Annotated in this window: 21 protein-coding genes; 6 read left to right on the forward strand and 15 right to left on the reverse strand. The window is 41.2% G+C overall.

Annotation, left to right across the window (positions count from 1 at the left end; all coding sequences use genetic code 11):
* Window positions 1-62: 62 nt before the first annotated feature.
* The 13 genes from V6C17_RS12475 to V6C17_RS12535 all read right to left on the reverse strand — a co-directional run bounded on the left by V6C17_RS12475 (window position 63) and on the right by V6C17_RS12535 (window position 13,378).
* Window positions 63-2,078 carry a molybdopterin-dependent oxidoreductase gene (locus V6C17_RS12475; protein ID WP_333522932.1) on the reverse strand — a complete coding sequence of 672 codons (2,016 nt, stop codon included), beginning with the start codon at window positions 2,076-2,078 and terminating at the stop codon, window positions 63-65.
* A 204-nt stretch (window positions 2,079-2,282) separates the two neighbouring features.
* Complete coding sequence (locus V6C17_RS12480) at window positions 2,283-2,852, reverse strand: ECF transporter S component (RefSeq protein ID WP_333522911.1); 570 nt, start codon at window positions 2,850-2,852, stop codon at window positions 2,283-2,285.
* Window positions 2,853-3,055: 203 nt separating this feature from the next.
* Entirely contained in the window at window positions 3,056-3,667 is a 612-nt protein-coding gene (locus V6C17_RS12485; protein WP_333522912.1) for a nucleotidyltransferase family protein, read from the reverse strand.
* Window positions 3,664-4,416, reverse strand: coding sequence for a selenium cofactor biosynthesis protein YqeC (gene yqeC / locus V6C17_RS12490; RefSeq protein WP_333522913.1), 753 nt, complete (start codon window positions 4,414-4,416; stop codon window positions 3,664-3,666). The genes V6C17_RS12485 and yqeC overlap by 4 nt, the downstream gene beginning before the upstream one ends.
* A 32-nt stretch (window positions 4,417-4,448) precedes the next feature.
* Window positions 4,449-4,760 (reverse strand): XdhC family protein, encoded by a 312-nt coding sequence (locus tag V6C17_RS12495; protein WP_333522914.1) that lies wholly within the window; start codon window positions 4,758-4,760, stop codon window positions 4,449-4,451.
* Window positions 4,761-4,764: 4 nt separating this feature from the next.
* The gene (locus V6C17_RS12500) at window positions 4,765-5,523 is read right to left on the reverse strand and encodes an XdhC family protein (protein ID WP_333522915.1); all 759 of its coding nucleotides are present in this window, start codon (window positions 5,521-5,523) and stop codon (window positions 4,765-4,767) included.
* A gap of 12 nt (window positions 5,524-5,535) precedes the next feature.
* Complete coding sequence (gene yqeB / locus V6C17_RS12505; protein WP_333522916.1) at window positions 5,536-6,318, reverse strand: selenium-dependent molybdenum cofactor biosynthesis protein YqeB; 783 nt, start codon at window positions 6,316-6,318, stop codon at window positions 5,536-5,538.
* Window positions 6,319-6,527: 209 nt separating this feature from the next.
* On the reverse strand, window positions 6,528-7,859 hold the full coding sequence (locus V6C17_RS12510) for a nucleobase:cation symporter-2 family protein (protein WP_333522917.1): 1,332 nt from the start codon (window positions 7,857-7,859) through the stop codon (window positions 6,528-6,530).
* 22 nt (window positions 7,860-7,881) lie between these two features.
* Complete coding sequence (locus V6C17_RS12515) at window positions 7,882-10,161, reverse strand: xanthine dehydrogenase family protein molybdopterin-binding subunit (RefSeq protein ID WP_333522918.1); 2,280 nt, start codon at window positions 10,159-10,161, stop codon at window positions 7,882-7,884.
* Entirely contained in the window at window positions 10,161-10,613 is a 453-nt protein-coding gene (locus tag V6C17_RS12520) for a (2Fe-2S)-binding protein (protein WP_333522919.1), read from the reverse strand. Before V6C17_RS12520 ends, V6C17_RS12515 begins: the two co-directional genes overlap by 1 nt.
* Window positions 10,604-11,401, reverse strand: coding sequence for an FAD binding domain-containing protein (locus V6C17_RS12525; RefSeq protein ID WP_333522920.1), 798 nt, complete (start codon window positions 11,399-11,401; stop codon window positions 10,604-10,606). Before V6C17_RS12525 ends, V6C17_RS12520 begins: the two co-directional genes overlap by 10 nt.
* A 394-nt stretch (window positions 11,402-11,795) precedes the next feature.
* Window positions 11,796-12,446 (reverse strand): HAD family hydrolase, encoded by a 651-nt coding sequence (locus tag V6C17_RS12530; protein WP_333522921.1) that lies wholly within the window; start codon window positions 12,444-12,446, stop codon window positions 11,796-11,798.
* Between the two features lie 350 nt (window positions 12,447-12,796).
* A complete protein-coding gene (locus V6C17_RS12535) occupies window positions 12,797-13,378 on the reverse strand; it encodes a hypothetical protein (protein ID WP_333522922.1) in 582 nt (193 codons plus the stop codon).
* A gap of 199 nt (window positions 13,379-13,577) precedes the next feature.
* On the opposite strand from V6C17_RS12535, the gene V6C17_RS12540 reads away from it, so the two are divergent.
* The gene (locus V6C17_RS12540) at window positions 13,578-14,123 is read left to right on the forward strand and encodes a hypothetical protein (RefSeq protein ID WP_333522923.1); all 546 of its coding nucleotides are present in this window, start codon (window positions 13,578-13,580) and stop codon (window positions 14,121-14,123) included.
* 197 nt (window positions 14,124-14,320) lie between these two features.
* Here V6C17_RS12540 and V6C17_RS12545 read toward each other — a convergent pair whose 3' ends face one another.
* Window positions 14,321-14,905: a class I SAM-dependent methyltransferase gene (locus V6C17_RS12545; protein WP_333522924.1), complete on the reverse strand. Its 585-nt coding sequence runs from the start codon at window positions 14,903-14,905 to the stop codon at window positions 14,321-14,323.
* A 219-nt stretch (window positions 14,906-15,124) separates the two neighbouring features.
* Here V6C17_RS12545 and V6C17_RS12550 point away from each other — a divergent pair, with 219 nt between their 5' ends.
* From V6C17_RS12550 to V6C17_RS12560, 3 genes are all read left to right on the forward strand, one after another.
* Window positions 15,125-16,990 (forward strand): exosporium glycoprotein BclB-related protein, encoded by a 1,866-nt coding sequence (locus tag V6C17_RS12550; protein WP_333522925.1) that lies wholly within the window; start codon window positions 15,125-15,127, stop codon window positions 16,988-16,990.
* A 460-nt stretch (window positions 16,991-17,450) separates the two neighbouring features.
* The gene (locus V6C17_RS12555) at window positions 17,451-19,169 is read left to right on the forward strand and encodes a BclA C-terminal domain-containing protein (RefSeq protein WP_333522926.1); all 1,719 of its coding nucleotides are present in this window, start codon (window positions 17,451-17,453) and stop codon (window positions 19,167-19,169) included.
* Between the two features lie 115 nt (window positions 19,170-19,284).
* Entirely contained in the window at window positions 19,285-20,376 is a 1,092-nt protein-coding gene (locus tag V6C17_RS12560) for a glycosyltransferase (protein ID WP_333522927.1), read from the forward strand.
* A 47-nt stretch (window positions 20,377-20,423) separates the two neighbouring features.
* Here the strand turns inward: V6C17_RS12560 and V6C17_RS12565 are convergent, their stop codons facing one another.
* On the reverse strand, window positions 20,424-22,040 hold the full coding sequence (locus V6C17_RS12565; RefSeq protein WP_333522928.1) for an ABC-F family ATP-binding cassette domain-containing protein: 1,617 nt from the start codon (window positions 22,038-22,040) through the stop codon (window positions 20,424-20,426).
* Between the two features lie 173 nt (window positions 22,041-22,213).
* On the opposite strand from V6C17_RS12565, the gene V6C17_RS12570 reads away from it, so the two are divergent.
* Complete coding sequence (locus V6C17_RS12570) at window positions 22,214-23,398, forward strand: MFS transporter (RefSeq protein WP_333522929.1); 1,185 nt, start codon at window positions 22,214-22,216, stop codon at window positions 23,396-23,398.
* A 38-nt stretch (window positions 23,399-23,436) separates the two neighbouring features.
* Complete coding sequence (locus V6C17_RS12575) at window positions 23,437-23,952, forward strand: hypothetical protein (protein WP_333522930.1); 516 nt, start codon at window positions 23,437-23,439, stop codon at window positions 23,950-23,952.
* Window positions 23,953-24,077: the final 125 nt, after the last annotated feature.

Here is a 24,077-nt window from a genome sequence, read left to right on the forward strand (position 1 = left end):
AATCATTCCTCCGATTTACTTTTAATATAAATTTGGCATAAGCATCGGTCCATCTTTCCGAATTACAGTTTTTGAAGAGCTATGTTATTAGAAGCTAATCTAACGCTTACTTTTACATCATAGAAGGTACTTCCTTTGGCTTTATCGGTCAAGCGTTGTGAAGTAAGTGCATTAACAGCTCTTTTACCAGGAGCATGTTCTATCCACCAAACACCTTCTGTGACAACTATACCAGGCGGTACATCATTTGTTATCTTTAATTCAAAATCAACTTCACCACGGTTGTTATAAGCAGTAATAAAATCGCCAGACTTAAACCCTTCCTGAGCTGCATCAGCTGGATTCATTTTGAGCAGCATTTTATCTTTTTTTATTAGATCAATACGCTCATTGAACGACGAATTTAAAAGCCGTGGATCAGGTGAGTTCACCAGCCAATATTTTTCCTCGTCACCATAAGGAAGCTTAAAATAAGGTAAGCGTTCTTCTTCCCTTGGATTGAGTATTTCAATTTTGCCTGAAGGTGTCTTAAAGCTGGTTTTATAGTCGTGAGCGAGAGGTAATTCAACTGGCAATCCTTGTCGAAGTTCATCTAGATTGGTCTGAGCCAGCCAGGTCGAAGGCTCACTCAAAGCCGCTTCAATTAAATCATCAGCTGACATATTAAAAAAATCGTTCTTTATTCCCATTGCATTTGCAAGTAAACAAAACACTTCCCAATTAGACTTCGACTCACCCACTGCCGGTATCACTGGATATGCTCGTTGAACTGCATAGTGCCCATAAGAACGATAAATATCGCTATGCTCAAGTGAAGTAGTAGCTGGCAGAATTATATCAGCATACTTAGCCGTGTCAGTCATAAATCTTTCATGAACAATGGTAAATAAATCATCTCTTTCTAGACCAGCGATAACCTTATTCTGGTCAGGTACAACTGCCGCCGGGTTAGATGCGTAAACATATAGACTCATTACTGGCGGATTTGCCAGTTCATTAAGTGCACTTCCAAGTTGATTCATGTTTATATTTCGGGTAATGTTTTCTTGAAAATCTTCCCTGGTTACAAATGCGGCATCTAATGCACTTCCAGTAGAAACTGACGCCATTAGCCCGCCCCCTGGCTTTTTCCAAGCACCAACCAGCGCTGGCAAACAGGTTATCGTTCTAACAGTCATAGCACCATTACCATAGCGTGATAAACCACTGCCTAAACGTATAAATGGTGCCTTGGCTTTCGCATAAGCGCGAGCCATTTCTTCAATAACCTCAGCGGATAAGCCTGTTATTTCACATACGGCTTCAGGTGTGTATTGAGGCAGTATTTCATTTTTAAAATCCTCGAAACCTTGAACACTCGAATTTATAAAATCATTATCTATTAAGTTATCACGATCAATTACATGCATCATACCTAATGCCAGCGCACCATCAGTACCAGGCTTAACCACAAAAACTTCATCTGCCGCTTTTGCCGTTGATGTTTTATAGGTATCAATGAGCCAAACTTTAGCACCGCGTTTTTTTGCATAATCCACATCATGCATAATATGGATATTTGTGGCTAAAGCATGAAGTCCCCACAGGATAACCAAATCACTCTTTTGAATTTCACTGGGATGCGGAGCTAATGTTTCCCCCATAACAGCCTGCCAGCCATAGCCCTTTGCTGGCGCACAGATGGTTCGTTCCAAACGGGATGCACCAAGACTATAGAAGAAAGGATGACCTGCGTTGCGCTGTACTAAGCCCATTGTTCCTGCGTAAGAGAATGGCAGTATTGCTTCGGCCCCATATTTTTCAATTATCTCTGTCCATTTAAGCGTAATTTGTTCAATGGCTTGCTCCCAGGAAATCGGTTTATAACTACCGCTTCCTTTAGGTCCAGAGCGAATTAATGGTGTAACAATCCGTTGAGTCGAATGGACCGTTTTTTCATACTTAGCCATCTTGGGACATAATGTACCCCTGGTAAAAGGATGCTCATTATCACCGCTAACCTTTATTGCTTTTCCTTCCTCAACATGCACAAGTAAGCCGCAGGCATCTGGACAGTCATACGGACAAACCGAACGCATTACAACCAAATTTCTCCCTCCTCGGAACTATAGTATAACTAAACAATTATAATCTGTTAAATAATTATTCAACGATTAGTATTAAGAAGCCTTCAAAAAAAATAATGTCCTAATATTTTTAACCAATATTTAATTTTTTGCTCTGAAAATATTAAAAAGAGGCAATGAGTAATTCGCTCAATTGCCTCTTAGCTATATCACAATTTATTTTACTCTTTTTACTGCTAGCACAACTGGCACAGTTATAGCCGTGGAAATAATCGCTTCAGGCACACCGTTCATAACTGCGATGCCACTGATAACTTTAAATACTGTATCAGGATTAATTCCTCTTGCAACTGCAAAATCGGCTGCATATAAGATATAAATCATTCCAAGCACACCAATAGTATTAGTCAGTGAACCAATAGCTGCACCAACCCCAATACCGAGCGACTCTCGCTTAGCAGAAATAAGTTTATATGAGTAATAAGCAGTTAATCCAATCATTATACGCGGAACTACAGACACAAGTGGATTAATAAATGCAAAGGATAAAACATTAGGTGTCGCCATGTTTTGAAAAATACTAAACAACCCAAAAATCAAGCCTATCAGCATTCCAACTATCGGCCCTTCCAATATAGCACCAATTATAACAGGAATATGCATAATAGTCGCTTTAGCCATAGGCAGCGGTATAAAACCATAACCTGTTAAACCTAGGATGACACAGATGGCTGATAACATTCCTACAACAGCCATTTTTCGAACTTTAGATTTTTTTTGTACCATTATAAACCCCTCCGCTCTTATTCCATAAGGATATAAGTCGTCTAAGACCAATGCCCTTACTAGTTCGGTTCCTGCATGGATACCGACTATAACTCAGAAATTAACCAGCAGTAATATGCTATCCCTGTGGCTCTAAGTCTACGGTCTTATTGGTTCAACAACAAATCCAAAATTCCTGCAAAAATTTACACTTTACTAACGAACTAATGCCGCCGGTTATTTTCTCGAATTAAACACTCATACTCCTCATGAGTATCAGCGTCATAAAAGACCCATTTATCAGTCCATTCCAAGGGCTCTACCCACTTAGAATTTTCCCTAATAATGCTGCGTCCACCGTTATCTCCGGCAAGGTTCATTAAAGAATCCCGCCATTCGGCACCAAATATTACTGGACTAAAATTTTGTCCTTTATATTGAGGAACGATAATAGCTTCTGAATTGTTTACCATATAAAATCGGTCTATGAGTGCCTTTATTAATTGCTCAGAAATTAAGGGCTGATCCCCTGGTATAAAGATTACTCCATCCAGTTTTTCGCCTAATTTACTTAAAGCCAAACGGATAGATGACGCCTGACCTGTTTCCCGAGCATCATTAAAAATCCAGTTAACTTGATGCTCATCGCAAATTTCGGCTAAATTTTGCTGCGGTTCACCAATTACAGCTATACACTCAGCCCATTCAAAAGCCATTACAGTACCCAAAACATTTGCTAGTATCGGTATATCGTTTAAAGGAAGCAAAAGCTTTTGCTGTCCCATCCTGCGAGATAAACCAGCCGCCAAAATAACAGCACCAAGGTTAATTGTCACAAGTTATACACTCCAATCGGCTGCATTTGAAAGCCATACCCGCTAGCCAATATACAGCGGGAAATTTGATGGTCCACCTTTTGGAAATATTCCTTCATAAAAACGCTAGAACTTACTGCTGAGTTTGCCCCTGAAAGCAATAATATTTTTTGTCCCTTACTATATTGAAAAATGCCGAATTTATGGGTAGCTAATTTTATAAGATCAAGCCACTCTACTATATCACCTTGTTGCTTTCCCAATAACTTTAGCACTAATGGCAAACGATGCGCGGTTACTGCTGATAATGGTTTCCCGATTGCATCAAGACTCAGTACACCTATTGTGACAGAGGTTAAATTCGGTACTACTGGTTCATGTGCTGCAGGTGCTTTAATCATGGTTTGTGCTGCGCCATCTGCTTCAACCAAAATAAAGTAGTTAGGATTCTCCTTAGAAAATCGATCAATCCATTCAGGCGGAATACCGATAATCTTATCACTCTTTATTTCACGAAACCAAACAACAGTATGTTCTTTCGCAAGAAGTTCTTTAACAGCTAAACTTCCTTCTTCATATGTCGAAGATGCTACCTGCTGAAACTTTATAATTTGATCGTAATACATTTTGGTCGTTGTTGTGATAACTAACGGGATCTTCCGAAACTTTGCACCTGCGCTTAGTGACAAAATAAGCGAGGTCTTTCCACCCGCTCCTGTACAAGCTATAATACCAGGCGTTCGCAGGCAAACTGTATCCCATAAATCCATTAGTCCACCTCAAATCAGACATTACGTTAAATTCAAACAATTTGAATAAAAACTTCCATAATTCCGCCGCAAACCATGCCTTCCTCGGCAGCTGCATCGTTTAGCATACTAATCTCGTAAGTAAAGGAACGTCCATCATCGATTGCTTGAAGCGCCTTAATCTTCACCTCAGCTTCCGCACATCCCCCACCAATCGTTCCTACAACTTGACCGTTTGGATAAACTAGCATCTTACTGCCTGCCTTTCGTGGCGTAGAGCCTTTGGTATTGATAACAGTAACTAAGGCTGCTTTTCCTTCATCTTCCTTAATAAGACCTATTGCTGTAAGTAGATCAAAATCCATATAATCACCTCCGCTTAGCACTAAGTGGCAGACAACTTCCACCCCGAGCGTCAGCGATAATTTCGGAAACAATGCTAACTGCAATTTCGGCTGGAGTTTGCGCTCCTATATCAAGTCCAATAGGCGAATGCAGCTTGTTCAAAGCCTCCTTTGAAACTCCTTCCTCGGTCAGCATTGCTATTATTGAGTTTACGCGACGCTGACTACCGATCATACCAATATAATTATTTTTTTGGTTTATTAGACCTCTTAAACACTCTAAATCATAACGGTGCCCTCTTGTTACAATAATTGCTGCTGAATAAGTGGCTTGCCCTATCTCCTTCATTATTTGCCTGAAATCTTTGCAAATTATATCTTTAGCTTTAGGAAAACGGCTTCTATTAGCAAAATCCGGACGATCGTCGGCAACAGTAACTTCATAGTCGACCATAGTCAAAAGATCGACCAGAGGCTGACTAATGTGTCCAGCCCCAAGCACCAGTGCGCTAGGACGTATTGAAAGCTGATCCCAGAATAAACGATACTCTCCGCCGTAATCTAAATCTATTAAATGGGGCTTAGTCCATGTATGAGTTTTAACATATTCCATTATCAGCCCGCTAAAAATCTCGTCAATGATAATTCCTTCTCGCTCGTGGTCAGAATAACTTATTAGCATTTGCCCTGCACGACACTTGTCAGTTGGTGTGCTAACTAGTGTAATGATGTCCGCAGTTTGTTTTTTTTCAGCTATTTGAATTAATTTTTCGAAAACATCCATATTATTACTCCATTATTTTAAGTGCATAATTGCTTCTAACACACCGCCCGCAACTGCTCTCGCTTTATCAGAGATAGTAAAACAATGTTCACGCCGGCAGCGAGGATCAATATCACCAATTTTCATACCTTTGTAAACAATAAGCTTGTCTTGAATAAGCCCCCGAATAATCCCATTAATACCTGCACGGACTTCATTGCTAGCTACATGTCCTACAATATCACCAGCAACTACTTGATCGCCTATTTTACGGGAACTGACGAATTCCCCATCTTCGGGCGCGCGCAGTAACCGCTCAACTGTATAACCGGCAATTTCACCAGGAATCCCAGTATCGGGAATGGCAGCACCTTTATAGTACACTCTTCCCAAGTCGTGGCCTCGCATAGTTTCAACTACAGCATGAACATCCTGGCCAGCAGTGAAGCCGGGACCAACTGCTACTACCACTTTGGCATCGGTTATACTGGTACCAGTATTGTATTTAGCGATTATTGCATCTACAAAAAAAGTTGGCTTAAGTTTATCAATACAGTTATTTACATCGCTAATTATAACCGGAATGCAGCCCTGCACCAAAACACTCTCGGCTTGCTCCAATTCAACACATTTTGCTGTAACACCCTCTACTGTTGTTTCGATATCGTATACCGACTGTGCAAAGGACACGCTTCGTCGTACCATAGTCGGTTTAGGAAGTTCAGTAATAGCAATTTTGAAGCCGCTCATGAAAAGCCTATGGGCAATTCCTGTAGCGATATCGCCGCCGCCCTTGATCAAAACCAATTTATCCATTTCACACCTCAAGAAACTCTTTATAGCTATAGTATACAGCAGTTTGTATTTGAATAAGCATTAACCAAATATTTCAAATTTAATTTAGTTCGTATTTCAATACAATTGCAAAAATGTCCTTCATTTATGAAATTTCGTAGACCAAAACATTTGAAAAGCACGGAAAAGGGGTCCAGGCGATAAATACCTGAACCCCTAATTATTACTAATTATAGATATTCTTGTCTAGGCATAGGCTCAACTTCTTTTGCTGTATCATTCAGCACTGCATTTAGTACTATTGCCATGATGCTTCCGGCAGTTATGCCACTGTGCAGAATTACTTGTGCCCAGCTAGGGAATTTATGATAAAAACCAGGAACAGCTAGAGGAATAAGACCAACTGCAATACTAATAGCAACAACCATCATATTATGGGTACCTTCAAACTTAACTTTGGAAAGTGTTTTGATTCCACTTGCAGTTACCATACCAAACATGGCAATACCTGCTCCGCCTAAAACAGCGTTAGGAATTGAAGCGACGATTGCAGCCGCTTTAGGGAATAAACCAAGTACAACTAAGATAGCACCAGCGGCAGCCACTACATAGCGGCTCTTAACGCGTGTCAAGCCAACAAGACCAACATTTTGGGCATAGGCTGTATAAGGGAATGCATTAAAAATACCGCCAAGCATTGTTGAAAAACCATCAGCTCTTAAACCGCGTGTTAAGTCATCTTGATTAATAGGTTTATCAATTATTTCACCTACTGCAATTATATCGCCAGTAGTTTCAGTCATTACAACAAGCATTACCAGCGTCATAGCTGCTATTGAAGCTATATCAAAAGTTGGCAGACCAAATGCAAATGGAGTAGTTACGCCAATCCAGGCGGCCTTAGGAACTTCAGAAAAATTAACTAAGCCCATTGGTATAGCGATTATTGTACCAGCAACTAAACCTAGTAAAACAGCAATGTTACTCATGAAGCCTTTAAAATAGCGATAGAAGAATAATACAAGTAATAATACCAAGAATGCCAATGCTATAAAACTCGGTGAACCAAAATTCGCTGCAGCAGGATTTCCCCCGCCCGCCCAGCGCACAGCTACCGGAAGAAGCGAAACACCGATTATTGTAATTATAGAACCTGTAACAACAGGAGGGAAGAAACGAATCAAACGGCTAAAATAAGGACTAACTAATAATGTTATAAAGCCTGCTACAATTACTGAACCATAAATACCAGTTAAACCATGAGTTTTACCAATCATAATCATTGGGGTTACAGCAGCAAAAGTTACACCTTGTATAATAGGAATTTTTACTCCAAACTTCCAAAAACCAAGTGTTTGGATTAGCGTCGCAACACCACAAGTAAACAAATCTGCATTGATCAAATAGATAAGCTGTTCTTTACTTAAACCAAGAGCGTTGGCAATAATTAGTGGAACGGCAACTGCACCGGCATACATGGCCAAAACGTGCTGTAAACCATACGCAAATAATTGACCTAACGGTAGCATCTGGTCAACTGGGTGAATTTGATTTTTGTTCATTTTCTCTCTCCTGTTCAATAACTTATAATTTTTGCATACCCATAAAAACTTTTTCTGGAGTTACCGGCAAGCTGTTAAACCTTACCCCAATAGCGTTGTAAATTGCGTTAACAATAGCTGGCGGAGGTGTATTAACTACAACTTCACCAACAGATTTAGCTCCAAATGGCCCGGTAGGTTCATAGCTTTCTTCAAAAGCTACCCTAATAGTACCCACATCTTTACGGGAAGGTATTTTATACTGCATAAAGGAGTCTGTTGTCATTCTGCCGCGTTCGTCATATCGAACATCTTCATATAGTGCCATACCAATTCCTTGAACTATACCGCCTTCAACCTGTATCCTTGCTAAATTAGGATTAATGACAGTACCGCAGTCAACAACGGCTACATAGTCAATTAACTCTACCTTACCAGTTTCCTTATCAACTTCAACTTCAGCAAAGCCGGCGATGAACGGTGGCGGCGAAACAGGACTGCCATATGTGGCATTTCCGACTAACTGCTTATTTCCCATACCGAGAACTAAAAGCTCAGCAAGTTTTTCTAATGTTATAGACCGTGAGCCTTCGATTGTCTCAATAACCGTTCCGTTAAATTCAACTTCATCAGGCTGTACTTCTAAAAATCTAGCGCCTTGCTCAATTATCTGCTGTTTTAAGTCTTCAGCTGCTTTAACTACTGCCATACCTGTAACGTAAGTTGTACTGGAAGCGTACGAGCCTGGATCATATGGTGATACATCAGTATCTGCCGAGTAAACAATAATTGTGTCCATTGTTGTTTCCAACACTTCGGCCGCCATTTGAGCCAAAATGGTATCACTGCCTGTCCCCATATCAGTTGAGCCAACTAATAAGGTATAGTTGCCATCATCGTTTAATCTGACTTCAGCCGAAGCTGTATCAATACCAGCTATCCCTGAGCCCTGCATGGTAACGGCCATACCGACCGCTCTTACCTTGTTGTCAGGTAACTCCGTTTTAGGATATTTCTCATCCCAGCCTATTAGCTGTTTGCCTTTTTCAATACATCTGTCCAAAGTTGAGCTGCCGATAATTTTCCCCTTATACGTAAGGCAAGTTTCACCTTCTTTGATAAGGTTTTTAAGTCTTAATTCCGTCGGATCTATGTTTAACTTTTCAGCAAGTTTATTAACTGTGCATTCAAGAGCAAAAGTTCCTTGGGTTGCTCCGTAACCCCTAAAAGCTCCGGCAGGCATTTTGTTAGTGTAAACTACATTGCCCATAAACCTTGCGGCTTTAGTCTTGTTATAAAGAGGAAGGGTCTTGTCCCCAACAACCGAAAATACTGTTGAAGCATGTTCTCCATATGCCCCCGTGTCTGACAAGCCTTGAATATCTACTACCCTGATGAACCCGTCATTGTCTGCTCCCAGTCTAACTTTTAACCGCATCGCGTGGCGGCTGGTAGTACTGGTGAAGGTCTCTTTTCTATCGTAAATCAATAAGGCCGGTTTACCTGTTTTAACTGTTACAGCCGCAACGAAAGGTTCAACCGCAACTGTCTGTTTACCGCCAAAACCTCCGCCGATACGGGGTTTAATTACTCGAATTTTACTTGCAGGCAACTTCAAAGCTCTGGCCAATTTTCTCCGAACATGAAACGGGATTTGGGTTGAACTTATTAAGACAAGCCTTCCTGCATGGTCCATATAGCTGAATGCGCGGTATGTTTCCATCATTGCATGGGCTTGAGCTTGTGTATAGTAAGTGTCCTCAACAACTACATCACACTTAGTCAGTTCTTCTTCGACGTCGCCTGCTTCAAGCTTATAGGAAGAAACTATGTTTAAATCCTTGTTCATCCCAATATCGAAATTACAGTGGAGGTCTTCCTCTGGATGAATTACTGAGCTATGTCCCTCTGCCTGTTCGAAATCCAATACTGGTTCAAGCACTTCATAGTCTACCTTAATAAGTTTCATTGCCTTTAAAGCAGTTGCTTCATCAACTGCCGCAATTATTGCGACCTCATCGCCCACATATCTTACCATGTCTTCAAGAATAAGCCTGTCATAAGGAGAAGGTTCAGGATAAGATTGTCCGGCAAGTGTAAATCGAACGTTAGGTACGTCTTTATAAGTTAAAACACATTCAACACCAGCTAACTTTTCAGCCTTGGTTGTATCAATAGACTTTATTTTTGCAAAAGCATGAGGGCTGTGCAATATCTTAACAACTAGAGCATTATGCATAGCCAAATCTTCAGTATAGACAGGTTTGCCGGTAGCAATGTTTATCGCATCAATTTTAGCAATCCCTTTACCTACAATATTCATTATGCTGTTACCCCCAAATACTTTTTAACAGCTCTCATCTGTCCCATGTAGCCAGTGCAGCGACAGAGGTTACCAGTCAGATAATGAATTATTTCTTCTTCATTAGGATTTTGAAGTTCTCTCTTCATAGCAAGCACTGTCATAATAAACCCAGGGCTGCAAAATCCGCATTGTTCGGCTCCTTCCGCCGCAAGAACTTGAGCAAATTCTTCGGCTTCCGTTTGAACGCCTTCTATTGTCGTAATATCTTTGCCATTGACTCTAAACGCCAGGACGGCACAGGACAGTGTTGGTTTACCATCAATCCAGACACTGCAAAGACCACAGCAAGTGGTGTCACAGCCTCTACGAACACTGGAAAGACCGTGTTTTCGCAGGCTATCAACTAAAACTTCATCATTTGCTACTTGTAACGATGCTTTTTTACCATTGATAGTAACTTCTATTTGCACTGTAACACCTCCTTAATAGCTCGCTTAATCAATACTTTGCACATTGCTTTACGATACTCAGCAGTACCTCTGGCATTTGTTCCAAAGGCTAGTTCCTCAACAGCAATATTTGCAAAAAAATCAACATTATCAGAGTTTACCTCTTTTTGAGACAACTCCTTAGATAACATTTTAGCTATCGCCGCTCTCCGTGGCCTTGCACCGACAGCGACTGTCCACTTGCCGTCAGTGTTTGAAACTGCAACATTTAGAACCGGATAATCACTTGCAGACATTCTCAAACTTTGATATGACGCTTTACACATATTTTTCTTTATTATAATTTTTGTCAAAATATCTTTATCACGCGGCCTGTCCAAAAACTCAGCTAGCGACATTCTTCCGCCCTTATAGAGTTCTATCTCGGTTTCTAGTGCAAGTAAAGCCGTGATAAGATCGGAAAAGCCATACCTTGAATAAACTGAAGCACCTATTGTAACGACATTTCTGAATTGAACTCCTAAGACATTGCCGACCGCCTGAGGTAAAATTCCATTTGCTAAACGGAGCAGGCCGGGATGAACCTCGACATCACGGAATGTAGCCATAGCACCGATTTCGATATACTCATCCTGCTCTTGAATATAATTTAAGCCTAGCTTGGTCAAATCTACTGCTGCCGAGAACCTTTGGGAGCCCATTCTTAAAAAAGCGCAGCCACCTAATACAGTATTGTTTTTTCTAGCAACAAGAATTTGGTAAGCGTCCTCGATTGTTTCTGGCTGCACAAGATCGTTTAGTGTAAACACACTTACTCCCCCTTAAATGAAAAACTTAGGATACTCAATTATTATATTTAAAAAGTTATTTACAGCTAGTTTCTACATTAGAATTCTGTTATAAATTAATACGCAATAAATTGCTGAAAAGTTTTCGACTAATTACGACTTAATCCTTCATCAAAAACCCCTTCACTATTATAAACTCCAATGCCGAACTTTTTCAATATCATTCTTTTAAATTGTTCGGTTATTTTTATCCTTTTTTCATTTCATATGCGCAATTTTTCATTTTTAAGGTAAATAAAGTACATTATTCCATACAATTTAAAAGTAAAAATATAAAAATCGAATATTTAGCCTAGATATAAAAAACCATCCTTACTTGACTTTAAGCCAATAAGGATGGTTAAACTTAAATATTTTAATTATTTTGTAAGAATTCACTTAATTCTAGAACAGTTGCAATTAAGTGGGTTGGCCCAGTTGCTGTAAGTTCTTCCTTGCTGCCATAGCCATAAGCAATAGCAATGACATCAATACCATTATTTTTAGCCCCAATAACATCATGCTTTCGATCGCCAACCATAATAATCTTGTCACGATCAATAGTACCAAGTTCCGATAAGGCAAATTCAATTACCTCACCCTTTTCGACTCTTGTACCATCAAGATTACTGCCGACTACCGATTTGAAATATTCGCTTAGCCCAAAATGTTCTAAAATTTTGACCGAAAAAACAGTCGGCTTTGAAGTAGCAACAATAAGCGTTTTTCCCTGGTCTTTAAGTTTGTGGAGCATTTCCCTAATTCCCGGAAAAACAGCATTCTCATACAGTCCAATATCCGAAAACCTTTCTCGATAATACTTTAAAGCAAGGTTAGCCTTAGTTTCGTCCATATTATAGGCTTCCTTAAATGATGTGAGCAGCGGCGGCCCAATGAAGTGTATTAATTTATCTAAACCTGGTTCATCTATTCCCAGTTTAGCTAGAGCATACTGTACTGACTTTGTTATCCCTTCCTTTGGATCAGTAAGTGTTCCATCAAGATCAAACAGAATTATATCGTACAAAAGTATTCCCCCCATTTCCAATCGTTTAATATATTTTAACAGCATGTCCATAATTCGGAAAGCTCTAAATGATTATATTAGTTTAAATTTGATGTAGTATTTATTTGATTTTATATAGATTACCAAGAAGTTCTTAATATTAATAGCTGCAAAATTAACTGGGCAAGATTAACTCTTAGCTTCAAAGTTTTAGATAAAAAATAAGCAGAAATGGTGTTTTATACCACCCTTCTGCTTATTTTTTACTTTCTGGAGTATTTCTTATGCTGGTTAGATTTACTTGCTGCACCTACTTGAGAAATTTTAAATCCTAATCATCTGGCGCATTATCAACACAGCAAATCTGCTTCTTATTTGGGGCAAGCAACGGAAAGTGCCACGATTTCTTCGATATTTATCCACACAAGTTGACCAGGAATAAAAGGATATGATGGACATGTCAATGACAAAATTAGAAATTCATCTTTACCCTTTACTTTGTGTTTATGCTGGCACTTGTCATGTTTGTGTTTACATTCTTTTTTATGATAATACTTATCGTCATCATTTTTTTCTTCGTGTTTATGATGATACTTCTCTTCATCATACTTTGCTTCGTATTTATGTTGATGTTTCTCTTCATCTTCCTTTTCATGTTTATAGTTTTTCTCTTCTTCATAATACTTTGAATCATTGTCTTTACAGCAAATATTTTTATCTTCTTCGTATTCATCATCATAATAGTCGTTATCGCAGTATTCTCCCTCAACTGTAATATTTACAGTTTTTGGTAGGCGGTCAAATTTTAGGTCTGTATCATCAAGTACAACACCAGTAAAGACGCCTTGATTATTTGGCCGTTTATAATTTGTACATGCAGCCGCAGTTGTAAGAACAGTGACAGTTGAGCCGAATTCTAATTTAAATTCGGGAAATTTATTCTTCATAAACATACTATCAGCTCCCAGAAATTTTTTATTATCTGCTACATTATTCTATTCATTAATCTAGCTACATGCTTATTGCTACATAAAAAAATATTAGTATTGATGCTTATTCTAGACATAAGAGGACATTAAGTCACCATTACATAACAACTGCATAATATGTATTAGGCGCAAACAAATGCCAAAATGAAAAGGGAGTGACAGTATGGGATTAAAAACACTTTTTCCAAAAGGATTTGATTTCTCAAATTGTGTTAATGTAACGTTCGTTCTTAAAGACCTTCAGGTGTTAACAGGAAAAATCAAAGGTTTTCATGGTGATGAAAGAAGCTACTTCATCCCAGGCTACAATGCTGATCATTTAATTCCAGACGAAAAATGCAAGCATGATGATAAATGCAAGCATGAAGACAAATGCAAGCATGAAGACAAACATCACGACAAGTGCTGTGAACCTAAGATAGATATTGATGTTGAAATAGAAGATGACTGCAAATTCATATTATTAGAGTTAACAAGACCCGCTGCTGCCGTAAGTTTAAGCAATTTTACCTGCACAGTAATCGGTGAGATTTTAACTGGTCTATCATTAGGTATTGCAGGAACAACTTTCCCTGAAGGAACTTGCGTTGCAATTAATTGTGAAAACATTATCTACGCTGGCGCTGGCCCTACCTTCTGCGACATTCCTATCACTATCGGTACTGGTGCTGCAGGCGGCTTAAATATAACTCTCGGAAGCGGCAGCTAGTCTTTAAACATTTAAATTTTAATATTACGTAAAAATAAACTGCCCTGGGGGTAACCCCAAGGCAGTTTATTTTATGGTGATCGTCCTTGCAAATAGATCCTCAAAGTAGTAGACTCACAAGCCACCTCTGATTTATATCTAACTATAAGTAGCCTTCTCATAAGGAGGTTTCAAGTTATAGTTAGATATCTTTTTTATTAAATAAAATCGAAAAGAATATTAGGACGCACCTGTAGTTCCCGCTTAGGTTCTCTCGCTGGTTTTATTGCTCTCATTACCACACACATTTCTGACACAATATTCCGCAGATTCATAATATCCGCCATTATATCTTGAACTAACTTGCCGCTGTACTTTGCTGAAGATATCTTAAGTCTAATAGTTTCTGGCTTCCAATCTCCTGTATAACCATAATTTGCCCGCCAGTAATAGGGCTGTGAAAAATAAGAAAAAGAATTGAGGAAATATGGCCTTATATGCGTTGGGTCCTCAAAAGCATCATCACTTGCCCCATAAGGAACATAACATATCATCTCGGCATCCGGCTTTGCAACACGATATAGCTCTTGCATCAAAGGAAGCGGCTTTGAAATATGTTCTATTAAATGAACAGCCATAATTCTTTCAATACTATTATCTTCTAGTGGTAAACTTTCTTTATCACAATTATTTAGGTCAAAGACTAAATCAACACCAGGATTAGCCACACAATCAACATTTATCCAATCCGGTAAAATAGTAAAACCACAGCCAAGATGTAATTTGCTTGATTGCTTAACCATAGATCGTTCCTCCTTAACTTGTCCCCGTAAGATTCTTTGATCTTTTAAAAATTTAATTGTTGTTTTATATCTTATTCTGAGCCTCTTCTGTTGTGAAAGAAAAAAAGATTTCTCTGCTCTCGCAGCTATCTAATTACCCCAATGTGTTCCCTTTAAATAAAGAACTACATAGTATATTACGTAATACTTTACACAGAAACTGAAAGGGGGAACATTCAATTGGACCATACTGACAGCTCTAATAAAAAAAGTACATCCTCTGATACGCATCGTCGCAGAAGGAGACGTGGTCATAAGCACTTTAAAAAACAATATACCTACTCAAATAATCAAGAGAACGTTCAAGAGACCCATTATTCAAACCATCAGCAAAATTTACATGATGACCAACCAAGCTACTACCCAGGACACCACCAAGAACCAAACTATTATCATAATCACGAAAAAAAATGCGAAGAAAAACACCATGACAAATCTTGCTGCTGTTTACCCGACCCTTGCTGCTTCATAGGTCCTATAGGACCTGTGGGCCCTACTGGAATCACTGGTTCAACTGGCGCTACTGGTATAACAGGCCCTACCGGTCCTACTGGTCCTACTGGAGAGATTGGACCAACAGGCATTACTGGAACAACTGGTGCTACTGGCGCTAACGGCTTTACCGGTCCTACTGGTCCTACTGGCCCTACTGGTCCAACTGGCCCTACTGGCCCCACTGGTCCTACCGGCCCATCTATTACTGGTAGCACTGGTGCCACAGGTCCTACCGGCCCTACTGGTGCTACTGGCCCTTCTGACGGCCCTCCTGGTCCTACTGGTCCTACCGGCCCAACTGGTCCTGCTGGCCCCACTGGTCCTACTGGCGCAGGTGAAACTGGTGCTACCGGTCCAACCGGCCCTACTGGTCCTACCGGTCCAACTGGCCCTACTGGCGTAGGTGAAACCGGTGCTACCGGCGCAACTGGGGATGCTGGTATCGCAGGTGCTACTGGTGCCACCGGACCTACTGGCGCTACTGGTGATGTTGGTCTCGCAGGTGCCACTGGTGCTACTGGCGCAACTGGTGCCACCGGACCTACTGGTGCCACTGGTGATGTTGGTCTCGCAGGTGCTACTGGTGCCACCGGACCTACTGGCGCCACTGGTGATACTGGTCTTGCAGGTGCTACTGGCGCTACTGGTGCTACTGGCGCCACTGGTGATGTTGGTCTCGCAGGTGCTACTGGTGCCACCGGACCTACTGGCGCCACTGGTGATACTGGTCTTGCAGGTGCTACTGGTGCCACCGGACCTACTGGCGCCACTGGTGATGTTGGTCTCGCAGGTGCTACTGGTGCCACCGGACCTACTGGCGCCACTGGTGATGTTGGTCTCGCAGGTGCTACTGGTGCCACCGGACCTACTGGCGCCACTGGTGATACTGGTCTTGCAGGTGCTACTGGCGCTACTGGTGCTACTGGTGCTACCGGCGCAACTGGTGATGTTGGTCTCGCAGGTGCTACTGGTGCCACCGGACCTACTGGCGCCACTGGTGATACTGGTCTTGCAGGTGCTACTGGCGCTACTGGTGCTACCGGCGCCGGTGCTATAATTCCATTTGCTTCCGGAGGTCTCACCACACTAACTACGGTTTTAGGCGGTTTAGTTGGCATTCAGTCCCTAGTTGGTTTTGGGTCCAATGATGTCGCTACAACAATAGGTGGCGTTATTGACATTACCGGTTCTAACAGCTTTGCATTCTCGATGCCGCGAGATGGCGTTATTACCTCGATTGCCGCTTATTATAGTATTGGAGCAGCTGTAGCCCTTGTAGGGAGTACTGTAACAATTTCGGCGCAGCTTTACAGTTCAGCCACACCAGATGATATCTTTGCTCCAATTCCGGGAGCTACTGTAACGTTAGCTCCTGCATTTACCGGCCTGGTTGTTATTGGTGACAATGCTAGTGGAATCACGACAGGTCTTACAATCCCTGTAACAGCTGGAACGCGCTTGTTAATGGTATTCACAGCCAGCGTTTCTGCTGGACTTGATATAGCTACAACCATATTTGGTTTTGCAAGTGCAGGCCTCAATCTTGAATGATCAAGCGTTAAGAAACCACTTCAAGACCAAGATTTTGACAATACTCTCTAATATTACGCTTTACTAACCTGATTTAGGATAGGCAACTGCCGGGTCTACTCGCTTAGCTAAAATAGTTATCGACTAAATCCTAAATTCAGTATTAACCCAACTTAAACCAGTAATTTCTTAAACCATACTTCTTGCTGATGTTCAAACACCAATTCGAATAATTCTCGACTAATAAGGCACCCTTTCGTCAAGAAATGGGTGCCTTGCTTTACACTTAATTAGCCTTACAACATTCAATCTACAATAAGACTTCAATAACAATTACTTTAGTTATAAGGCTCTCTTAACATAGATATTTTTGTAAATGCATAACACTAATTTAAAATTGTTTTTTAATTTGTAAATTAGGTCTCCTATGTTGTAGTAATTACATAATATATTATGAATAACTTTATAAGGAGGCTTAGTAATGGATAATAATTCAAGATATTATAATCATCCTCATAATCTATGCCACCCAAAACAACACTCAAGTTGTGATTGCGGATGCGACTGCCCACCCAAACCCTGCTGCATTATCGGACCCGTTGGACCCACGGGTATAACGGGTTCCACTGGCGCGACTGGTAACACAGGCCCAACTGGGCCTACTGGACTTACCGGTCCTATAGGTCCAACCGGAATAACTGGAACAACGGGTGCTACAGGTGCCACTGGACTTCCTGGATTCACGGGGCCAACCGGACCAACTGGTGCTACGGGCCAAACTGGGCCAACAGGCGCTACCGGTGTTGGAATAACTGGCGCAACCGGCGCGACTGGTGCAACGGGTGTAACTGGTCCAACAGGTCCTTCCGATGGACCTCCCGGTGCGACTGGTGCGACTGGTGCCACTGGGGCCACTGGTGCTACTGGCGCTACTGGTGCTACTGGCGCTACTGGCGCTACTGGTGCCACTGGTGCCACTGGGGCTACTGGTGCCACTGGGGCTACCGGTCCTACTGGCGCTACTGGTGATGCTGGTCTTGCTGGCGTTACCGGTGCCACTGGTGCCACTGGTGCGACTGGACCTACTGGTGCTACTGGTGATGCTGGTCTTGCTGGCGTTACCGGTGCTACTGGCCCAACTGGCGCTACCGGTACTACGGGTGATACTGGTCTCACTGGCGTTACCGGTGCTACTGGTGTCACTGGTGCGACTGGACCTACTGGTGCTACGGGTGATGCTGGTCTTGCTGGCGCTACCGGTGCTACTGGTGCCACTGGTGCGACTGGACCTACTGGTGCTACGGGTGATACTGGTCTTGCTGGCGTTACCGGTGCTACTGGTGATGCTGGTGCTACCGGTGCTACTGGTGCCACTGGTGATACCGGTCTTGCTGGTGCTACTGGGGCGACTGGCCCTACCGGTGATGCTGGTGCTACTGGCGATGCTGGTCTTGCTGGTGCTACTGGAGCGACTGGCGCTACCGGTGATGCTGGTGCGACTGGCGCGACTGGCGCTACTGGTGATGCTGGTGCTACTGGGGCGACTGGTGATGCTGGTGCAACTGGGGCGACTGGCGCTACTGGTGATGCTGGTGCTACTGGGGCAACTGGCGCTACCGGTGATGCTGGTGCTACTGGGGCAACTGGCGCTACCGGTGATGCTGGTGCTACTGGGGCAACTGGCGCTACTGGTGATGCTGGTGCTACTGGGGCAACTGGCGCTACCGGTGATGCTGGTGCTACTGGGGCGACTGGCGCTACCGGTGATGCTGGTGCTACTGGGGCAACTGGTGCAGGCCTAGCAGCTTTTGGTTATGTATACCAACTTGCAACTTTATTAGACGCTGTAGTCTTAGGTGGCGGTGATGTTCCATTCTCCAATAACGGCCCACTGACTAACATCACGCACACTCCTGGAACTACTCCAGTAACTGTAACTATTGCTGGTGTATATTTAATAGAATACTCTATTAGTATCACTGCTGGAGTAGTTCCAGAGATTGCAATAGCAGTTAACGGAACGGTTGATGCATCAACACCTGTCTCAGCGTTAGTAGCAACAGGCGAGATTTCAGGTCAAGCGATGCTTACCTTAGCTGCTGGTGATGTCATAACTTTAAGAAATAACTCACTAGTGGCTCTAACACTAACTTTAGCTCCTTCAGTAGGTGCTCAGTTGACTTTAGCTAAACTCGATTAAGAATATCTAATGAAAATGAGCTCTCACCATTCAAGGTGGGGCTCATTTTTATTTAAGAACAATAAAACAGTTAATGAATAAGATAATTACAGATAAGCATTCAGGAGGTATTTCTATGCCACGTTCTACAATACCACTCACAACAATCAGCCTGTGCATGATTGTAAAAAATGAAGAAGCAGTCATCGGCAGATGCTTAGAATCTGCTAAAGACATAGTCGACGAATTTATAATTGTGGATACAGGTTCGACAGATAAGACCAAAGAAATCGTTAAAAATTATAATACAAAAATATACGACTTTGAGTGGATTAATGATTTCGCCGCAGCCAGAAACTATGCATTTAGTCTAGCTACCAAAGACTATATTCTTTGGCTGGACGCCGATGATGTAATAATGCCTGATGATAAACAGAAGTTTTTAGAATTAAAATCCGCACTTGTCCCAACGGTAGATGCGGTAAATATGTTTTATAACTTGACTGTCAATCAAAGCGGCCAAGTATCATCACGCCTGCGCCGTAACCGCCTAGTAAAACGAGAAAAAAACTTCCGCTGGATTGGAGCTGTACACGAGTATATTGAAGTCTACGGTAATATCGTAAGCAGTGATATTGCTGTAACACACAGTCCGGTAGAGCATGATGCTAATCGAAATTTACTTATTTACGAGAAACGTCAGCGTAACGGTGAAGTATTTTCTCCGCGCGATCTCTACTATTATGCCAACGAATTATATGACCATCAACTGTATAATCGCGCTATAGAATTTTATCAAAAATTTTTAGCAACAAATCAAGGCTGGGTGGAGGACAATATAGGAGCTTGCGGAAAGCTTGCGGATTGTTTCTATAATCTTAAGGATTCTGAAAACCAGTTAAAGTATATATATATGTCTTTTAAATACGGCCCACCTCGTGCGGAATTCTGCTGCCGTTTGGGTTACTATCATATGAATTTAAATCAACTAGAACAAGCTATCTTCTGGTATAAGCTGGCGACAACTCTAGAGAAACCAAATAACTCATGGGGGTTAATTAACAACGACTGCTGGACTTGGCTGCCGCATATTCAGCTATGTGTCTGTTATTCACGCGCTGGTAAAAATGAAATTGCGAGAGAACATAATGAGCTAGCCGCTCAATATATCCCAGACGACCCCAGAATTGAGTATAATCGAAATTACTTCAAACAAGTCCTTTCTTGATTATACAAAAAAGCTCTGTCTGCCACTAAGGCAAACAGAGCTTTTTTCTACTTATATAATTCCGCCAGCTGCTTCTTTACTTCACCATTTTCTAAATATTCGTCATAGGTCATACGACGGTCAACTAGTCCGTTAGGAGTTATTTCAATTATTCTATTTGCAACTGTTTCAATAAACTGATGGTCATGGGAAACAAAAAGCATAGTGCCTGGGAAGGCTATTAAACCATTGTTAAGTGCTGTAATGGATTCAAGATCCAAGTGGTTTGTCGGCTCATCTAATAAAAGTACATTAGCGCCAGTAAGCATCATTTTAGCCATCATGCAGCGTACTTTCTCACCACCGGATAAAACACTAGCCTGCTTTAAGCTTTCCTCGCCAGAGAATAGCATTCTACCAAGGAAACCACGAATAAAGCTTTCTTCCTGATCCTTTGAAAACTGTCTTAGCCAGTCAACAAGATTTAATTCTATGCCGTCGAAGTAAGCAGAGTTATCTTTAGGAAGGTAAGCTTGGGTTGTTGTTACGCCCCATTTGAACTCACCGCTGTCCGCTTCCAGCTCACCCATAAGAATCTTAAATAGTGTTGTTTTAGCTAATCCATCAGGGCCGACAAAGGCAATCTTATCGCCTTTTGCAACAGTAAAACTAACATTATCTAAAACCTTTTCGCCTTCGATGCTCTTAGTGAGGCCTTCAACAGTTAGTAATTGATTGCCGGCTTCACGGTCAGGCTTAAATGCAATATATGGGTATTTTCTCGAAGATGGTTTGATATCATCGAGTGTAATTTTTTCAAGCAGTTTTTTACGTGAAGTTGCTTGCTTAGATTTAGAAGCATTAGCACTAAAGCGTTGAATAAAGGCTTGCAATTCCTTAGCCTTTTCTTCTTTTTTCTTGTTAGCATCTTTAGCAAGCTGTAAAGCCAACTGACTTGATTCAAGCCAGAAGTCGTAGTTACCAACATAAAGCTGAATATTTTCAAAATCAATATCTGCAATGTGCGTACAAACTCTATTTAGAAAATGACGATCATGGGATACAACAATAACAGTGTTAGGGAAGTTAAATAGAAATTCCTCAAGCCAGTTTATTGATTCAATGTCAAGATGATTCGTCGGCTCATCAAGCAGCAGAATATCAGGGTTGCCGAAAAGAGCTTGAGCTAAAAGTACTCGAACTTTTTCGTTACCACTGAGTTCAGACATTTTTTGACTGTGAAGAGGTTCTGGAATACCTAAACCATTTAACATGCGTGCAGCCTCAGGCTCCGCGTCCCAACCATTTAATTCGGAAAACTCGCACTCAAGCTCTGATACTCTCATACCATCTTCATCAGAAAAATCAGGCTTTGCATAAAGTGCATCCTTTTCTTCCATGATCTGGTATAAGCGCGCATGTCCCATAATAACTGTTGTTAAAACGTCAAACTCATCAAATTCGTAATGATTCTGTTTTAATACAGCAAGGCGTTCACCAGGGGTAATACAAACATCACCTTTAGTTGGTTCTACTTCACCGGACAAAACTTTTAAAAAGGTTGACTTACCTGTTCCATTTGCCCCGATTAAGCCATAGCAGTTTCCAGGAGTGAATTTTATATTTACATCTTTAAATAATATTCTTTTACCAAATTGTAATGTTAAACCATTTGTACTAATCATAGTTTTTATTCCCATCTTTCATAATTTTTGCTTACAAAATATAATTTTAACACATATAGCTCATTTAGTCTAATAAAACCAGCCAAATTGGCATAATACGGGGTTAAATGCCCCGATGCATACATTTACTACCATCTTGTACTATGCCATAATAGACGGTATGAGGTGATAAGATGTTCCAAATATTAAAAGAAATTCCAAGTAAAGTCTGGTTGTTGGTGCTAGCTCACTGCATTACAGATTTATCGCAAGGAAGTTTGCTTGTAGCACTTCCTTATTTTAAATTTAAATTTGGCTTGAGTTACGCTGAAGTCGGCTCCTTGGTACTCATCCAAAATCTTACTTCATCCGTCAGCCAACCATTATTCGGGTACTTTAGTGATAAATATCCTAGACCTTGGTTAATTCCAGCAGGCTGCCTGTTATCTGGTATAGCTATGTTTGGCTCTCTATTGGCTCCTAGTTTTTATCTGTTATATTTCAGCACTGCATTATGTGGCCTTGGTATAGCTGCCTTTCATCCTGAAGCGGCCAAAATGGCTAATAAATTTAGCGGTACATCTAAAGGCAAAGGCGTAAGTCTTTTTGTTGTAGGAGGCAATGGTGGTTTTGCCTTAGGATCATTATTCATGGCTATACTGCTGTCCGGAGATGAATTAATGAAAGCCTTATACCTATTACCGTTTATAGCAATTTTCTATCCTCTTTACAAGCTCGCCGTTAGTCTCCCAACCATAACAAGCAACAACTCAAAGCAGCTTGAAAATAAGATTAGTAAAAGCTTTAGCTGGCCATTAGCAGCATTATTAGGTGTTGTCCTATCACGTTCGACTGTCGGCTCGGGCGTCAGTACTTTTCTACCTCTATATTATGTTACATACCTTCATGGCAGTCAACTTTATGCAAGTTCGCTTTTGACAGTTTATTTGGCTGCAGGAGCTGTTGGTACACTTTTCGGCGGCTTTCTCAGTGATCGCTACGGCAGTAAACGCATAATGCTATGGTCAATCTTACCAATATCAGCTATGCTATATCTTTTCAGGCTGTCCGAAGGATTTGAAGTTTTTCTTATTCTCTCGATTACTAGCGCCTTATTGTCTTGCGCATTCTCAAGTACCCTTGTCCTAGCACAGCAAATGATGCCTAATAATATTGCTGTTGCGTCTGGTCTAACAATAGGCCTAAGCGTTGGTTTAGGAGCAATGGGTGCAGTTGCTTTAGGTAAAGTTGCCGATATTTGGAGTATGCCTGTTGTCTTTGATATCCTAGCGGTTTTACCACTCATTGGTTTCTTGCTTACATTCTATATTTCTGAACCCAATAGCAAAAATCCTAGTTATGCCGCTGTAAGGACCTGATTAGCTTTAACAATTATACGATAAGCGAGGGTTTATCTATGAAAAAATTTATTATAATTTGCCTGGTATTGATCTTATCCTTAAGTACAGTAAGCTGCTTAGCAGCTTCAAATGATAATGCTTTAGCTGCTATCGCACTTTATGTAGATACTTCCGGATATTATATTCCTGGTACCGATATGCTTAACAAAGCCCTTAATGAAGTAATACGCTTTAAGATAAATGCACTATTACTTGGCAGCGAAGTTCAATCAGGTAATGAAGTACTTCGTGATCTCAGTCGCTGTAATGTGAGCAGCTCTGCCAGTGCATCTCCTGAAAGCTTAGCCTCATATGCAGCCAACCGTCATGTAAACTTTATAATACTTTTTTCTGTTCGGCCACTTGATGTAGCAATTGACCTTAAAGCCTATTCTGCAGCTTCTAATTCGTATTTGATAGATAAAACAGTTACCCGACCTGAAGGAACAGAAGCATGGTCTACCCTTGAAGCGCTTTCCAGTATGATTGGCGGCGAAGTAACACAAGTTCTGCAAGCTCTTAACAAGCCTTAATCGAGTAAGAGGCTACCCATTAATTGAGTAGCCGACTTCTCACACCACCGTACGTACGGTTCCGTATACGGCGGTTCAATAGTTTAAGTGCATTACCTCGTATCTTTTAGCTATGTCATCATAGC

Origin of the sequence: Dendrosporobacter sp. 1207_IL3150, assembly GCF_036763085.1 — a bacterium.
GTDB lineage: Bacteria > Bacillota > Negativicutes > DSM-1736 > Dendrosporobacteraceae > JBAIYU01.

Excerpts from the sequence above, each read along its gene's own strand:
- yqeB (WP_333522916.1), bottom strand. The coding sequence starts at position 6,318 with ATGGATAAATTGGTTTTGATCAAGGGCGGCGGCGATATCGCTACAGGA.
- V6C17_RS12500 (WP_333522915.1), bottom strand. The coding sequence starts at position 5,523 with ATGGATGTTTTCGAAAAATTAATTCAAATAGCTGAAAAAAAACAAACT.
- V6C17_RS12475 (WP_333522932.1), bottom strand. The coding sequence starts at position 2,078 with ATGCGTTCGGTTTGTCCGTATGACTGTCCAGATGCCTGCGGCTTACTT.
- V6C17_RS12510 (WP_333522917.1), bottom strand. The coding sequence starts at position 7,859 with ATGAACAAAAATCAAATTCACCCAGTTGACCAGATGCTACCGTTAGGT.
- V6C17_RS12545 (WP_333522924.1), bottom strand. The coding sequence starts at position 14,905 with ATGGTTAAGCAATCAAGCAAATTACATCTTGGCTGTGGTTTTACTATT.
- V6C17_RS12560 (WP_333522927.1), top strand. The coding sequence starts at position 19,285 with ATGCCACGTTCTACAATACCACTCACAACAATCAGCCTGTGCATGATT.
- V6C17_RS12480 (WP_333522911.1), bottom strand. The coding sequence starts at position 2,852 with ATGGTACAAAAAAAATCTAAAGTTCGAAAAATGGCTGTTGTAGGAATG.
- V6C17_RS12535 (WP_333522922.1), bottom strand. The coding sequence starts at position 13,378 with ATGTTTATGAAGAATAAATTTCCCGAATTTAAATTAGAATTCGGCTCA.
- V6C17_RS12495 (WP_333522914.1), bottom strand. The coding sequence starts at position 4,760 with ATGGATTTTGATCTACTTACAGCAATAGGTCTTATTAAGGAAGATGAA.
- V6C17_RS12555 (WP_333522926.1), top strand. The coding sequence starts at position 17,451 with ATGGATAATAATTCAAGATATTATAATCATCCTCATAATCTATGCCAC.
- V6C17_RS12540 (WP_333522923.1), top strand. The coding sequence starts at position 13,578 with ATGGGATTAAAAACACTTTTTCCAAAAGGATTTGATTTCTCAAATTGT.
- V6C17_RS12570 (WP_333522929.1), top strand. The coding sequence starts at position 22,214 with ATGTTCCAAATATTAAAAGAAATTCCAAGTAAAGTCTGGTTGTTGGTG.
- yqeC (WP_333522913.1), bottom strand. The coding sequence starts at position 4,416 with ATGGATTTATGGGATACAGTTTGCCTGCGAACGCCTGGTATTATAGCT.
- V6C17_RS12515 (WP_333522918.1), bottom strand. The coding sequence starts at position 10,161 with ATGAATATTGTAGGTAAAGGGATTGCTAAAATTGATGCGATAAACATT.
- V6C17_RS12565 (WP_333522928.1), bottom strand. The coding sequence starts at position 22,040 with ATGATTAGTACAAATGGTTTAACATTACAATTTGGTAAAAGAATATTA.
- V6C17_RS12575 (WP_333522930.1), top strand. The coding sequence starts at position 23,437 with ATGAAAAAATTTATTATAATTTGCCTGGTATTGATCTTATCCTTAAGT.